The sequence below is a fragment of the Bacillus sp. OV166 genome, assembly GCF_900177675.1.
GTDB lineage: Bacteria > Bacillota > Bacilli > Bacillales > Cytobacillaceae > Neobacillus.
In genome coordinates this window covers 2,670,859-2,685,798 of sequence record NZ_FXWM01000001.1, presented here as the reverse complement: position 1 = coordinate 2,685,798, position 14,940 = coordinate 2,670,859, and the positions used below count along the sequence as shown (strand labels likewise).

Below are 14,940 nucleotides of genomic sequence, written 5' to 3'. Positions count from 1 at the left end.
AATAAAATTTTATCGAAACAACGCATGGAATTTTCCAAGCGTTGTTTTTTTTGCACTCTTTCCTTTCCAACAGCCCAATCATGTCCCCTCTTTAGTTTTTCAAGCATAAAATATTGCAACCAAATACAAAAAAAGGCGGAGAGAGGTATGGGATTATTCATTAATAATAGTGACCATCCAGATGTTTATAAAAACAAACAAAATCCACAAGCATCGAATCAAGTCATATCAAGACAGGATTTCCTGTCTCAATTAATTTATGAACAGCAAAAAGCGAATACTACGCTCAAAAAAACTTTATCTGAATTAGGTATGCAATCACAGCATCAAGAAGAAACACACCTCAATCAATGGAACCATGTAGGAAATCAACTAAATGATTTACAAAGTCGGTTGGAGCGTTATGAAGATGCTAATCATAACCTTGCCATTCAACTGAATAAACAACTGGAATTACAAAAAGAAATTTCGAAAAAAATGACTAAACAAGAGGAAATTCAAGGCGGAGTTTTACAGCGCTTGGACAATCAAGAAGCCCTAATGGACAAAATTTCCCGTCAAATCAATCATATCCGTTCCATTCTGTTTGAACGGACGAATTATTTGGCCACGAAGATAGATGACGGATATAAGATTACCTCTTCCTATGTGTATAAATTGATGACCGGTTCCGACCAGCCATTGACATTCTTCGTAATGAATAAAAAGCAAGAAGAGAATCAAATCAATTCTGACTAGGTTTCCTAATATACTATTTTTCAACTAATCAAAAGGAGATTGAAAAAACCGTCCATGAAATGTCTGAACTATAACCCGAATAATGGACACTTTATAAAAAGTCCCTTATTCGGGTTTTTCTGTGTCCATTTCACAAAAACCCGTTTATAATCAAACTCAATGATGTGAGCGGAGGACATATAATGAGTAAAATTATTTTTAATGAAATTCAAATGAAACTACTAGAACAGAATCCAAATGTACAACACGTATCGGATCGTTCTATCGCATATAAGCCTGAATTTAAGGTAGAAGCAATTAAAGAAAATTCAAATGGTAAAGGACCTGCCCAAATTTTTATTGAACATGGATTTGACTTAGAAATGATTGGGTCTGATAAACCTAGTGAATGTTTAAAACGCTGGAGGAAAACATTTGAGCAGTTTGGGGAGGATGGTTTCTTCACAGAAAGGCGTGGAAAAGCAAGCACTGGTAGACCCTCTTCAAAGCCTCTTTCAGTTGAGGATAACTTAAAGAAAGCTGAAGCACGAATTAAATTCCTAGAAGCGGAGCTTGAATTCTTAAAAAAGCTAGACGAACTAGAAAGGCAGGCGAAGAAGAAGAAAAAGTAACCGTTTCAGAGAAGTATATGCTTATCGAACAAACTATTAGAAAGTTTGGGCTTATACATATGGTGAAATTCCTCTGTCAGAAGGCAGAGGTAAGCAGAAGTGGATATTATGCTTGGGTAAAGGCTGAAAGCATGCGGTCTGAGCGAGAAGAGAATGATTGGAATGATTATGAGTTAATCAAGGAAATATTTAATAAGAAAAAGGGTTTCGCTGGAGCACTTACTATCAAAATGATTTTAGAGAATGACTATTTTGTGGAAATGAATCACAAAAAAATCCGACGGATTATGAGGAAGTTTAATTTAGTGGCAAAGGTTCGCCAAATTAATCCTTACAAAAAAATGGCTAAAGCTACCCAAGAACATAAGACTCTCTCTAACCTATTAAATCGAGAATTTGACCAAGGTGAGCCTGGAAAAGTATTGCTAACGGATATTACTTATGTGTACTATGGAGCAGCGCAACCGGCTTATTTGTCTTGTGTAAAGGACTCCTCGACAAGGGAAATTGTTGCTTATCATTTGTCCAGAACATTAAAGATGGATCTTGTTTATTGTACATTGGATAAACTCTCTGTAGCACTTGGTGATCTAGTTCATCCGGAAGCTATGATTCACTCAGACCAAGGGTTCCATTACACGCATCCAGAATTTCAAAAAAGAGTGAAAAAGCTAAAGCTTACTCAGTCTATGTCCCGTAAGGGAAATTGTTGGGATAACGCCCCAATGGAATCATTCTTTGGTCATTTAAAGGATGAAGTAGACTATTCTTCATGTCAGAGCTTTGAGGAATTACAGGGATTGATAGGAACCTATATTGAGGAGTACAACACCAACAGATATCAATGGAGCCTAAATAAAATGACTCCGGCACAATACCGGAGTCACTTATTAGCAGCTTAAAATACTCGGTCTTTTTTTAGACTGTCCATTTTATGGGTCACAGTTCAGTCTATGGACGGTCTTTCTTCTTATAACCCTTTAGTAAAAATATCAGTCAAGACAGGTACGATTTGCTTTTTGCGTGAAACGACACCTTTTAAGGTAGCAATGTTATTAGCAAGTGTAACATTATAAGCTTTTTCTACTGCAGCTGTTTTGCTTCCTAAAGCTAAACCAACTGAATCGTTTGTTAAGATATCAGTAACCACAAACAAGAATAAATCTAAGTTCTTTTCTTCGATAATCGTAGAGATTGCTGCTTCCAATTCTTCTTGGCGAGCAAGCACATCTGCCGTGTCAACCACATTGACTTGAGCAATTTCTACTTTACTTGAGCCCATTTCAAATCCTTTAGCATCTAGGCTTAGGAGTTCATTAATTGACTTATCACGAACATCTGCTCCAGCTTTCAGCATTTCAAGGCCATATGCATCTGCATCGACACCAGCAATTTCAGCTAACTCACGTGCCGCTGCCACATCTTCTGGCGTACAAGTTGGGGACTTAAATAATAATGAGTCAGAAATAATCGCAGAAAGCATAAGACCAGCAATTTCTTTGCTTATTTCTTTGTTGTTTTCTTTGTACATTTTATTTAAGATCGTTGCTGTACACCCAACAGGCTCGCAGCGGTAATATAACGGATCACTTGTTTCAAAGTTAGCAATCCGGTGGTGATCGATTACTTCTAATACACGAACATCAGCGATATCATTTGCACTTTGCTGGCGCTCATTGTGATCAACTAGGATGACCGCGTTCACTTCATTCGAAACTGCTTCAACAAGGCGTGGAGCCTCTGCATTAAACTGGTTTAGTGCATATTGTGTTTCACCATTTACTTGTCCTAAGCGCACTGGTTCAACATCCATCCCCAATTGTTTTTTTAAGTCTGCATAGGCAATTGCAGAACAAATCGTATCTGTGTCAGGATTTTTATGACCGAAAATAAGTACTTTTTCCATTTTATTTCTCCTAATCCGATGAATTTATGTAGGTCAAGCCCAATCTACATGAGAATGGCCCTAACGAAAATTATATAATATTATGAATTAGGATTCAAAAAAATTTTTTTAATTACATTTTTTTTATCATTTGGGCTTGCTCCGTTTTTTTCTCAAAGCCTAAATCTAGTAAGAATGGGATAACAGGATTTGATAATATGGAATTAATTGTCATAAAGTTGACAGGCTTTTGATGTTCTCCAGATATAGAAGTGAAAATAGACTTTATCGTTTCCTTTTTAATGTCATTGAATAGTTCAAGCTGAAATAAGATTACTTTTTCTAGTTGCCCGTCCTGGTTCCACACTCTCTTATATAATGAATATCCTAACGGCTTATCATTACCGTCGAAATAGATTTGTGCCTCACCCGACTTAGCACTCTGCCACTGACATTGCCATGGAACCTTATCATTATAAAAATGGAAAGTTGGCAGTTGCTCGGGCCGGATAGATATAAAGGGAATGGGAGTGTGATCAGCCTCTAGAGTCCCATTTAGATAAACAAGTGAATTAATTATTTCATAGCCATGTCTTTTATATAATCGAATGCCCTTTCATTTTCCTTAATGGCTTCAAGTGTGGCAACCTCGACCTCTTCTTCGGAGTAAACTTTTATGGCTGCCTCCATTAAAAGATTTGAAACACCCATTCCACGATATTTGGAGTCGATTCCTGTCCCGCCATTCCATGCAGTTTTTTTTCCGTCGATCACACGAAATCCATTTAATACAATCGCTACAGGGTCTTCTCCATCATAAGCTACTAAAGAGTGCTTCAAAGATAATCCTTCATTAACCAATCGATTAAAAAACAATTCGGCAGTCATTTCCATTTGCACAAAATAACCTTCAAACCCCCGATTCCAAGCTGTTATCGTATCTTGGACGGTGCATTCTGTTAATCTTTTAAATGTAATTTTCATATTTTCAACCCTTTCTGGCGGATGGTTTCCTGTTACTGGCGGATAACCTCCTTTTACTAGCGGATGGCCTCTTTTTACTGGCGACTAGGTTCTTTTACTGGCGGATAACCTCCCTTTACTGGCGACTAGGTTCTTTTACTGGCGACTAGGTTCTTTTACTGGCGGATAACCTCCCTTTACTGGCGACTAGCTTCTTTTACTGGCGGATAACCTCCCTTTACTGGCGACTAGGTTCTTCCTTTGGAATGTATAACTAAATTCAGCAATTTATTAAACCCAGCCAGCTTGTCTTCGCGCTGGCTGGGTCACATTAAAAATCTATTTCACCGGCAAGGGAACAACCTTTTGCCCAATTGCCGCAATTAATTCTTTTGGCATTGGGAAGCTTAGTGCAGCTGGGTCCTTCATGACGGCTGGAATCGCCAACTGAAGTGCCTCTTCGCTAATGTTGAATTGCTTGAAATCAGCCGGTAATCCTACCTTATACTGAAGCAATTTAATTTTCCCAATCACTTTTGCTAACGCTGTTTGTGGGGTATCACCCTTTACATCCACGTTCAAAGCTTGTGCCAATTCAGCAGCCTTAGGCAGATATAAATCAGGAACCAATTCCATGACCACCGGTAAAAAGACAGCATTTGCTAAGCCATGTGGAATTCGGAACAAGGCCCCGTACGCGTGAGCCATATTGTGAACAGGAATCGCATTTAAGGCGAAACTGAAAGCGGTGATCCCCATTAAGCTTGCTTGCAATAAATCCATTCGGGCATCAAGGTTCGAACCATCAAAAACGGCAACTGGTAGATTTTTTTCAATAAGGCGAATTGCATGGAGGGCATAGGCATCGGTTAGACCTGTTGCGGTTGGTGATGCGAGCGCCTCGATGGCATGCGTTAAGGCATCAAATCCAGTAAATGCCGTAATGACTGGTGGTAGTCCGACGGTTAAATCTGGATCCAAGATCGCCATATCGGCATTAATAAACGGATTGATGATATTCGTCTTCATTTTAATTTCTTCATTAAAAATAACGGCAATCGGTGATACCTCTGAACCGGTTCCCGCGGTAGTCGGAATGGCAATATGGGGAATCGGCATGTGATTTGCTTTTGGGAATGACTCGTACAACAAACCTCCAGGGATCGCTTCTTTTATATCTGTCAATCCTTTGTGGAGCGCATACTTTACCCCTTTTACTGTATCCAGAACACTGCCCCCGCCAACGGCAAGTAAGGAATCTGCACCTATTTCTCTTGCATAGCGGACAGCTTCATTTATGCAGCTGCTTTCGGCATCCTGTTTGATATCAAGAAATTGACCGACAAGTTCTGGACCAGAGCCATGGCCTGTCAGCGAAAAAATATCGGCCACTTTTTCAACAATTCCTGCTGCTTCTAGTCCTCTATCACTTAAAAGGAGCACCCGTTTGGCACCCAGACCAGCAAAGAGACTTGGGACCATCGCCCTTGAGTTTGAACCGCTGTATATTCCCGTACGTAACATAAACTGTGATAAGGTTGTTTTCATTTTCATCCCCACCTTTTCATTAGTTTTGGCCAAACAGAATTCCATACCAATTGCGTCGTTCTAGTTCAGGCGACATCGATGTGTGGACATGCTTTACCTGGGTATAGGAATCGAGTGATTGCTGTCCCATTTCTCTGCCAATTCCGCTTTGTTTGTACCCGCCAAACGGGGCATCACTTCTGAGCATATGCCAGTCATTAATCCAGACCACGCCCGCCTGCAGTTTTCTAGCCACCGCGTAGGCTTTATTGACATCACGTGTCCAAACTCCTGCAGCTAAGCCATAAATCGTATCATTCGCCATTCGAATCGCATCGTCCAGTTCTGAATAACGAATCACACAGAGGACTGGGCCGAAAATTTCTTCTTGGGCAATTTTCATATCATGGGTGACATTTGTAAAAATCGTTGGTTCGATGAAATGTCCTTCCTCACAGCCATCAACCTTAACTTCATTGCCACCACAGACAAGGGTAGCGCCTTCTTGTTTACCTGCTTTAATATAGGAAAGGATGGTTTCCTTTTGCTTTTTCGAGATTACTGGACCAACATCGGTGGTCGGATCAAGGGGATTCCCAAGCTTTAATTTATTTTTGTGAGCAACTAAACCTGCAATCACTTGGTCATACAGCTTATCCGGTACAAATAAACGTGTCCCAGATTCACAAAGCTGGCCAGAATGGAGAAATACTCCAAATAGACTTCCGGGCAGAGCAATACTAAGATCGGCATCCTCTAAAAGGATATTAGGTGATTTCCCACCTAGTTCTAGTGTGGTTTTCTTGATCGTCCCTGCAGCTAGTCCCATAATTCGTCTGCCAACCTCAGTCGAACCAGTGAATGCCACTTTATCGACCTTTGGGTGGTTAACTAAAGCTTCGCCCACTTCCGCACCAGGACCTGAGACAACGTTAATTACACCTGGAGGGACCACGGTTGAAATAATTTCTGCTAGCTTCAAAGTGGACAGAGGCGTGTAGCTGGCTGGCTTGATCACAATTGTATTCCCCATCGCTAATGCCGGTGCAATTTTCCAGGTAGCAATCACCATTGGCAAGTTCCAAGGAGTAATCGCTGCACATACACCGATTGGTTCACGCCAAATAAAATTATGTGCTGGTCCTGGGAATGGCGGGACTGGCAGTGTTTCCGAGAATGGATACTCAACTGTAAAATTGGCTAATGTTTGGAACAAGTCAATCATTTGCAAAATATCACTATTGCCAATTCGGCGTACTGTTCCACCTGAGCTAATCGCTTCTAAGTATGCTAGTTCCTCGGCATACTCGGCAATTTGATAGGAAATGGCATATAACACCTTGGCTCGGTCTTTTGGCTTCATGTCTTTCCAGTCACCTTGATCAAATGCCTCGCGGGCCGCATTTACAGCACGGTTAACATCTTCCGTAGTTCCTTTTGCTACTCTAGCTACAAGTTCACCATTTGCCGGGTTCAATACATCAAACGTTTCTTGACTGGAAGCAGGCTCCCACTTTCCGTTAATAAAATGCGGAAATGTTTGCACATCAACCTTTACTGTCATGATAATTCCTCCTTTTCTAAAATCATTTATAGCACTCCTAACTCACTATCTGTGTATCTATAAATCTCTTCGATTTTTTTGCCTTGTGCGCGCGCTAAGATTTCCATTCGGACTGCAAGTTGTTTTAAGGTAAAGTTCATGATATCTGCAGGATCCCCGCCGAATGCACTTACCTCCCTTCCCGCGATGCCTTCTTGATTTAGCCTAATTGCTAATGGGGTCAGCTCGCCCATCTTGGCTGCCACAAAATCAAAGAGATGTGGATGTTCACAAATTAACCGTTGCAAAAGGAATGTCCCATAGCCGATATGCCTGGACTCATCCTTTTTTAAATTGCCGACACCTTCAAGTAATCCTGGCATGATATCAGCGGTTTCTAATGTTTGATAGAAAGAATAATAACCGGTTTCTGCTAATACTCCTTCTACAAACATGTTGTACACTACGGATGCCTCGGCGATCGCTTCTGGGGATTGGTCGGAAATCAGCCGTTCCATTGTTGTTGGGAGAATCTCATAGAAAATCTTCTGATAGGTTTCGGTATGAAAGTGAGATAAGTCCCCTCGCTCCCCGATTGCATTCAAAACTAGACGGAAAAATTCTGTATGTTTCGCTTCCTCGTATAAAAAGGTCGTCAAAAACATTTCTTCCTCAAGACGACCTTCTTTCGCAATCGCCATGATCAGTGGAAGGAGATCTAACGTAACCGCTTCCTCACCCGCTTGAAATTGAGAAATAAGCCGCAAAATATCTGCTCGCTGCTCGGCATTCATCGTATTCCAATCCTTTTGGTCCTGACTGAAATCGATATCTACGGGGTTCCAGGTTCCTAACCGTTTTGCTTTTTGGAATAAGCGGTACGGGAAAGAATCCTCAAGCAATCCTCGACTGCTAGTTGTTAATATGGTTCTTTTTTCCATATATGTTTTCCTCCTTTTTTCCTTTACGGTTTGATTACAATTTCTGATGCCTGCTTGCGGAGATGCGTCTTTAATATTTTCCCAACACCATTCCTTGGCAGTGCCTCTAGGAAAACGATTCTTCGCGGTGTTTTGTTTTTTGCTAAATGCTCCTGGCAATAGTGAATTAGCTCCTCATCAGTTACTTGTGCACCGGTTTTTTTCACGACACAGGCAACCATTTCTTCTCCCATTCGTTCATCAGGAACACCTACAACCGCTGCCTCAAAAACTTGTTCATGAGCATTTAATATTTCTTCGACATCACGAGGATACACATTAAATCCTCCTCGAATAATTAAATCCTTCTTTCGGTCAACAATATAGACATAGCCATCGTCATCGATCCGGGCCATATCGCCTGTAAATAACCACGAATCTTTTAAGACACGGCTGGTTTCTTCCGAATTTTGATAGTAGCCGGGCGTGACACTATCACCTCGGACGATTAACTCCCCTACTTCTCCAGCTTGAACTTCCTTGCCATTTTCATCGACGATTTTCAACTCTACCCCAGGAATCGGTATTCCAACAGAGCCTGGTTTTATTTCGATCCCTTTGCGATGAGCAGTAACAACCGGTGCAGCCTCTGATAACCCATAGCCCTCGTACACTTTTGCGCCAAATTTTTGTTCAAAAGCATGCAATAAGGCAACCGGCAGCGGTGCAGACCCGGTTCCAACTGATTCAAGACTGGAGGTGTTATATTGGTCGGCGTGTGGATACGATACTAAGGCATGAATCATCGCGGGAACAGCTGAGAACGTCTGTACCTTATATCTTTCAATCGCCTTAAATACCTCTTTTGTATCAAATTTTGAAAAAATAACAATAGAGCTGCCTGTTAAAAAGCAAATATTTGATATCGTCAGGCCATATACATGGGCAAGCGGCAGGACACCAAGTGTTGTTCCTCGCTGGGTTACATTATGTTTTGCCGAATTCTCGGCATTAGAATATAAGTTTTTATGGGTTAATAGCACTCCTTTTGGATTTCCAGTCGTACCTGAGGTATATAGAATGACTGCTTTATCATCTGAGTTCCCACCATCGTCTAGTTGATTTTCGGCGGGGACAAACAGTTCATAAAAGTTTTTCGCCCGCTCATCTGATGGCAGATCAACAACGATTAACTGTGGTTTAGCCGGTAATCCTTCTAATGAACATTCAACATTACTCCTTAATGCGGAGGAGGTAATTACTGCTTTTGCGCCAGAATTTCGTGCGATGTAGTGAAGTTCGTTTGGATGCAAAGTAAACATAACTGGGACAATCGTTGCTCCCGCTCTAGTAATCCCTTGATAGGCAAAGAGGACCTCAGGACAATTGGGCATACAAACAATTACTCTGTCGCCTTTAGCAATTCCAAGATTTCGCAAGCCACGAGCAAATTGGTCCGCGTATTGCTTCGTTTCAACATTTGTGTACGTCTTTTCTTTGTAAAATAAAAAAGGATACTCACCAAATTCGGCGATATTTGTTTCCAGCAGGTCTTTCAACTTCACACCATCCGCTCCCTTTTTAAAAATTTGGCTCTTTTAAACTTGGCTGTTGATCTCCGCTCCAGGCGCGTGCGATTCGCGGGCGGTCCGGGAAGCCTCCCGCAGGTTATTGAATAAGCTTCGTTGAATCAACACCCCACGAAGGAAATAGCATTTTCGAGGATCTCGCGCCTTCCGCTCCAATCAACGTAGGCTTTAAAATAAACAATGACCTTTAACACAGCCAAAATCTAAAAGAACACTAGAAAGCACAGGACTACCACTATTGCCAGGTCGAACGATAAATAACAACTGAATCTTTTTTTTCATAACTAACCTGCTGTCTTTCTTCAAGTAAATCCAAGTGACCTTGTATTTGTGATAATCCTAAGAACACTGTATTTCCGTGCAATCGCGGATACATTTGCTTGCAGATTTCATAGATGCATTTTCCTCCGGTTGCAAGTACCGCTAGAATTTGCTCACATCGTTTTTCTTGTTCTAGTAATCTTGTTTTGATCAAGGATAAATGATCGCTAAATGCCTCGCCGTGACCTGGGTAAATCATTTCTAACGGCAGTCGGCTTACTTTTTCAAGCGAATTTCGGTATTGCATTAACGGCCTCGGCCGATTGACCTCGCCCGGATTAGGTGGTTCGATAAAGGCATTCACCGAAAAAGACTTTAATAAATGGTCGCCGGCAAAGGTATCGCCTGTTTCTTGGTTCCATAGTAAAATATCAGATTGGCTGTGGCCGGGAACATGAACTACCTCAAACTCCTTTCCACCTAAAGGAATAACATCACCTTCATTTAGATAGGTAATATTCCGCCACTTTTCCTCTTTAAATGGCCGTTCGATGATGTGATTGAGTGGGTTGGCACCACAGTTCGTTAAAAACTGGTGAAAAAAAGCCTGCACTCGTTGATACTCGTCCACACCAACATTAATCGAACCTTTCGCCTGTTCATGCACATAGATTGGCACATCTATTTCTTCCAAAATGTAAGGAATTGCACCCGCATGGTCGATATGAATGTGGGTAAGGACAATCTGATCAATTTCCTTCAATTTAACTCCGTGCGTATGTAGTTTGCTTTTAAGTTGTTGAAATGACACTTTCCCAGGGTTACCTGTGTCGATTAACGTAACGGAATCTCCAATCGCCAAAAAGGCATTTACCGTCCCCTCAGCAAAATGGGTTTCTAATTCAAGCGGTACAATTCTAAACAATTTAATACCCCTCCCTTCTAAATCATTATTTAACTATCACTTTGACAGGAGGATAGACCTAAGCACTATCAAAACTATATTTCACTTTCACTAGAAATATGAATACGATTCATCCAAAAAATGAAAATTTTTATTTTTTTCAAAAAATGTTTTAATCACCAGAACCCCCTTGATAAATACGTAAACGAAATTACGTATTTATCAAGGGGGTATTCATCATTAAGAGCTGTTATTTTTTCCACTTAATAGGGACAATTTTTCCATCCTCAATAGCGGCCACTTCAAATTCACCATCAAAACCGCCCCCGGCAAACTTTGTAAATTCATAACGCTGTCATTTCATGAAAACCCTTTTACTTCTTTAACAAGGTAGGAGGCATGTCTGCCTCTACTACCCCTGAGAGGCCTAACAGCACGAATTATTCGCGTTCAATGATCGTTGCAATTCCTTGTCCGCCGCCGATACAGGCGGTGATCAGCGCATATTTTCCAGCTGATCGTTTTAATTCATAGACTGCTTTTGTAACCAGGATGGCACCTGTTGCGCCGAGTGGATGTCCATGGGCGATGGCACCACCGTTTATATTTACTTTTTCAAGGTCCATCTCGAGTTCGCGATTACATGCTAATACCTGTGCCGCAAACGCTTCATTTATTTCAATGACGTCTATATCATTTAAGGAATATCCTGACTTTTGGAGCACTTTTTTTACAGCTGGAACAGGTCCAAATCCCATAATATTCGGGTCTACACCCGTAACGGCATAGGCGCGAATTACTGCTAGAGGGGTTAGATTTAATTCCTCTGCCTTTTCTCTTGACATAATCACTAGTGCTGATGCCGCATCATTTAAGCCCGAGCTATTGCCCGCTGTAACTGTACCCCCTTTTAGAAAAGCTGGCTGCAGCTTCGCCAAAGTCTCATAGGTCGTTTGCGGACGCGGGTGCTCATCAATTTTAAAAATAAATGATTCGCCCTTTTTGACTGGAATCGTGATTGGGACAATTTGTTCATCAAAACGCCCCTCCTTCATCGCAATCGCCATCCGCTGTTGGCTTTGTAGGGCAAATTGATCCTGTTCTTCTCTTGTAATCTGATATTTTTCCACCAGGTTTTCAGCTGTTATACCCATTGGCGGATCACCAATTTCCTTTGGTGACAGCTGCGATTTTCTGAAACTTGGCGGTGCAGGGCTGAACGGTTTTTCTGGTCGATCCATCAAATACGGGGCCCGGCTCATGCTTTCCGTCCCGCCGGCAATATAGACATCGCCATCCCCGGCACGTATGGCTTGGGCAGCAAGATTGATGGCATTGAGTCCGGATCCACATTGGCGGTCAACAGTTAAACCAGGCAACTCCATTGCTAACCCTGTCTGTAAGGCTGTTAATCTAGCAATATTTCCACCGCCAGATAAGACATTTCCAAATATAACATCGTCTATGATTTCCGGTTTAATTTTAGCGCGTTTAACGGCTTCTTTAATGACCTCTGCTCCCAATACATGGGCAGGAACACCAGCAAGTGCACTACCTTGCCTACCTATCGCTGTTCTGACGGCTGAAACGATGACTGCATCTCTTTTCATTACGCTATTCACCCCTAGGATTTGAATATTATTATTTTTCAGGAAAAGTTTTGATTTTTTCCGTAGGCTGAGCTCATTTAAAAGCTATTTATTAAATAAAATAGGATTCTATCAGTAGATTATTGTATTCAATCAGCGAATTTCATACTTCTATCAGCGAATCTGCTAATTCAATCGTCGAAGCTCATTTTGGTGACAATATCTACATTGCATGGGCCCCGCCATCCACAACAACGATATCTCCCGTCACAAAGTCCGACGCTGGTGCAGCTAGGAATAAGGCAACTCCTTTAAGATCATTATCGGTACCAAATTTCCTTAATGGTGTCCCTTCAAGAATGGCTTCTCCCCCTTGGTCAAGCAGCCCTTTTGACATTTTCGTCGGGAAAAAACCTGGGGCAATTGCATTTACATATATGCCACTAGGTCCCCACTTAACAGCTAAATCTTTAGTAAAAGTAATCACAGCCCCTTTACTAGAGTTATAGCCAATTGCATTCATATACTTTGGATTACTGCCCTTTAAACCAGCCACCGATGCAATGTTAATTATTTTTCCAGATTGTTGTTCGAGCATCACTTTTCCAACTGCCTGTGACATTAAGAACGTACCAGTAACATTGACATCCATTACTTTCTTCCATGCTTCGAGCGGCATTTCCTCGACCGGTGCTCCCCATGAGGCGCCACTATTATTTACAAGAATGTCGATTCTCCCAAATCGTTCCATTGTCCGCTCAACGACATTCTTAATATCCTCCGGGTTGGTGACATCACATTTTAAGGCGAAGCTCTCCACACCCAGTCTGTTTAAACCTTTGCTTACTTCCTCACACGCTTCCAATTTTCTTGAACAAACAACAACATTTGCACCCGCTTCCGCAAAGCCTTCTGCAATCTGCTGGCCAAGTCCCCTGCCGCCACCTGTTACAATTGCTACTTTACCCGTTAAATCAAACAACTCTTTCACATTCATTGATCGTTCCCCCTATTAAAAAGCTTCATTATTCATTGAGCCCTTTGACAACCGAAACTGGTGAAAAGCTTCCAGCATATCCCTCAAATTTACAGACAACAACTAAATACTAACCAGTTGGTATGTAGATACCCATAATGATATCAAAATTTTCATAATATTCAACATCTAATTATTCGTCAATTTTTTCATTAATATATTAAAAACATATTAATTAAATAATCCAAAGCGTCGCTAATCATTACTAACCTGTTCACCTTCACCAACAATGTGAAGAAGTTATTCTACCAATAAAGAATAAGCTGCCTGTTCCTTCAAAAAACAAGCAGCTATTGGATACTTTTTTTCAAAATCTGAATCTCGTTAAATATAATTTTACTCATTCCAACTTTCCTCCGGTTATATCCTCTAAATGAATATAAACGGGTTTTAATCCAGGGGACACAAAAAACCCGAATAAGGGACTTTTTTTAAGTGTCCATTATTCGGGTTATAGTTCAGCAACAAGAAGGGTTTTTTCTTCTTGGTGCCGGGTCTAAATTTACTTAATGCAATTAATATTGGCGGTACAATACCTCACCTTTTAATACTTCATTTCCTTGTTGATTGACTGCTTGGACAGTAAAGCGCAAATTTTGATCCTGCTTTTCCTTAAGCGTCGCTTTCAGCGTAATTACATCATTCAAAAATACCATTCCTTTAAAACGGATCGAGTAATCCTGTACAAAGCCTTCTTCATAATAAGAAGTAAAAAGCTTTGCAAGGTTCCCCATTGTCCACATTCCATGGGCAATTATTCCTGGTAATCCCGCTTTTTTCGCCTCATCATCAATCGTGTGTATTGGGTTAAAGTCTCCTGATGCACCTGCATACTTGATTAAGTCAAGCCGCGATACAGGCGCCAGTTGAATTTCTTTGACCGTTTCTCCAACTTGTAATTCAGAAAGAATACTCATCGTGCCAACACCTTCCTCACAGCTTCAGAGATGACAATCGTTGAGGATGAGCTAAAAATTAAAGCGCCGGATAGATCCTCGCCGTAATTTTCCACAACCAGGAATCCCATCTCCCCAAAGTTCCCTTTTTTCTCAAAGTAGCTTTTTACTTTGGTATAACAGTAAATTGTTTCGCCAACCTTTAATGGCCGCTTGTAATTAAATGTTTGTTCTCCGTGGATTAAACCTTTATTGGGAAGATTTAATCCTTCGATGACACCATAATCAAAAGTTCTTGGAAAGGTAGGAGGTGCAATGTTGGCTTTGTTTCTTGAATTTCTTCCAGTTTCTTCATCAAAATAAATGGGATGAAGGTCACCAATCGCCTCCGCAAATTTTTTGACGGCTCCTCTTTCAACGTCATTTTTAACTTTGTTTGATTGTTTGCCTATCTGGTCTTTAAACAATTCATCTTCAC

At 41.1% G+C, this 14,940-nt stretch carries 14 protein-coding genes; 2 read left to right on the top strand and 12 right to left on the bottom strand.

Annotated features, from left to right (window positions below; translation table 11 throughout):
• Positions 1-147: 147 nt before the first annotated feature.
• Positions 148-738: a hypothetical protein gene (locus CCK98_RS12895; RefSeq protein ID WP_088086961.1), complete on the top strand. Its 591-nt coding sequence runs from the start codon at positions 148-150 to the stop codon at positions 736-738.
• 182 nt (positions 739-920) lie between these two features.
• Positions 921-2,251 (top strand): IS3 family transposase gene (locus CCK98_RS12890; RefSeq protein ID WP_088086960.1). Its coding sequence is split into 2 segments (ribosomal slippage): positions 921-1,293 and positions 1,293-2,251, totalling 1,332 coding nucleotides; the frame shifts between segments, so codons are not numbered across the junction.
• Positions 2,252-2,319: 68 nt separating this feature from the next.
• Here CCK98_RS12890 and CCK98_RS12885 read toward each other — a convergent pair.
• The 12 genes from CCK98_RS12885 to CCK98_RS12835 form a co-directional block, all read right to left on the bottom strand.
• Positions 2,320-3,255 (bottom strand): manganese-dependent inorganic pyrophosphatase, encoded by a 936-nt coding sequence (locus tag CCK98_RS12885; protein ID WP_088086959.1) that lies wholly within the window; start codon positions 3,253-3,255, stop codon positions 2,320-2,322.
• A 112-nt stretch (positions 3,256-3,367) separates the two neighbouring features.
• Positions 3,368-3,601, bottom strand: coding sequence for a hypothetical protein (locus CCK98_RS36240; protein ID WP_256942333.1), 234 nt, complete (start codon positions 3,599-3,601; stop codon positions 3,368-3,370).
• A 209-nt stretch (positions 3,602-3,810) separates the two neighbouring features.
• Entirely contained in the window at positions 3,811-4,218 is a 408-nt protein-coding gene (locus CCK98_RS36235) for a GNAT family N-acetyltransferase (protein WP_256942332.1), read from the bottom strand.
• Between the two features lie 318 nt (positions 4,219-4,536).
• Positions 4,537-5,745, bottom strand: a complete 1,209-nt coding sequence (locus CCK98_RS12875) for an iron-containing alcohol dehydrogenase (protein ID WP_088086958.1) — start codon at positions 5,743-5,745, stop codon at positions 4,537-4,539.
• Between the two features lie 19 nt (positions 5,746-5,764).
• Positions 5,765-7,288 (bottom strand): aldehyde dehydrogenase, encoded by a 1,524-nt coding sequence (locus CCK98_RS12870; protein WP_088086957.1) that lies wholly within the window; start codon positions 7,286-7,288, stop codon positions 5,765-5,767.
• Between the two features lie 26 nt (positions 7,289-7,314).
• Positions 7,315-8,208: a R2-like ligand-binding oxidase gene (locus CCK98_RS12865; RefSeq protein ID WP_088086956.1), complete on the bottom strand. Its 894-nt coding sequence runs from the start codon at positions 8,206-8,208 to the stop codon at positions 7,315-7,317.
• Between the two features lie 23 nt (positions 8,209-8,231).
• Positions 8,232-9,752 (bottom strand): class I adenylate-forming enzyme family protein, encoded by a 1,521-nt coding sequence (locus CCK98_RS12860; protein ID WP_088086955.1) that lies wholly within the window; start codon positions 9,750-9,752, stop codon positions 8,232-8,234.
• Between the two features lie 259 nt (positions 9,753-10,011).
• The gene (locus CCK98_RS12855) at positions 10,012-10,962 is read right to left on the bottom strand and encodes an MBL fold metallo-hydrolase (protein WP_179195787.1); all 951 of its coding nucleotides are present in this window, start codon (positions 10,960-10,962) and stop codon (positions 10,012-10,014) included.
• A gap of 419 nt (positions 10,963-11,381) precedes the next feature.
• On the bottom strand, positions 11,382-12,551 hold the full coding sequence (locus tag CCK98_RS12850; protein WP_088086953.1) for a thiolase family protein: 1,170 nt from the start codon (positions 12,549-12,551) through the stop codon (positions 11,382-11,384).
• 202 nt (positions 12,552-12,753) lie between these two features.
• On the bottom strand, positions 12,754-13,527 hold the full coding sequence (locus CCK98_RS12845) for an SDR family oxidoreductase (RefSeq protein WP_088086952.1): 774 nt from the start codon (positions 13,525-13,527) through the stop codon (positions 12,754-12,756).
• Between the two features lie 554 nt (positions 13,528-14,081).
• On the bottom strand, positions 14,082-14,483 hold the full coding sequence (locus tag CCK98_RS12840; protein WP_088086951.1) for a MaoC family dehydratase: 402 nt from the start codon (positions 14,481-14,483) through the stop codon (positions 14,082-14,084).
• Complete coding sequence (locus CCK98_RS12835; protein ID WP_088086950.1) at positions 14,480-14,929, bottom strand: MaoC family dehydratase N-terminal domain-containing protein; 450 nt, start codon at positions 14,927-14,929, stop codon at positions 14,480-14,482. The genes CCK98_RS12840 and CCK98_RS12835 overlap by 4 nt, the downstream gene beginning before the upstream one ends.
• Positions 14,930-14,940: the final 11 nt, after the last annotated feature.

Bases quoted from the DNA above. Each gene is read 5' to 3' on its own strand.
- CCK98_RS12895 (WP_088086961.1), top strand. From the start codon at position 148: ATGGGATTATTCATTAATAATAGTGACCATCCAGATGTTTATAAAAAC.
- CCK98_RS12885 (WP_088086959.1), bottom strand. From the start codon at position 3,255: ATGGAAAAAGTACTTATTTTCGGTCATAAAAATCCTGACACAGATACG.
- CCK98_RS36235 (WP_256942332.1), bottom strand. From the start codon at position 4,218: ATGAAAATTACATTTAAAAGATTAACAGAATGCACCGTCCAAGATACG.
- CCK98_RS12875 (WP_088086958.1), bottom strand. From the start codon at position 5,745: ATGAAAACAACCTTATCACAGTTTATGTTACGTACGGGAATATACAGC.
- CCK98_RS12870 (WP_088086957.1), bottom strand. From the start codon at position 7,288: ATGACAGTAAAGGTTGATGTGCAAACATTTCCGCATTTTATTAACGGA.
- CCK98_RS12865 (WP_088086956.1), bottom strand. From the start codon at position 8,208: ATGGAAAAAAGAACCATATTAACAACTAGCAGTCGAGGATTGCTTGAG.
- CCK98_RS12850 (WP_088086953.1), bottom strand. From the start codon at position 12,551: ATGAAAAGAGATGCAGTCATCGTTTCAGCCGTCAGAACAGCGATAGGT.
- CCK98_RS12845 (WP_088086952.1), bottom strand. From the start codon at position 13,527: ATGAATGTGAAAGAGTTGTTTGATTTAACGGGTAAAGTAGCAATTGTA.
- CCK98_RS12840 (WP_088086951.1), bottom strand. From the start codon at position 14,483: ATGAGTATTCTTTCTGAATTACAAGTTGGAGAAACGGTCAAAGAAATT.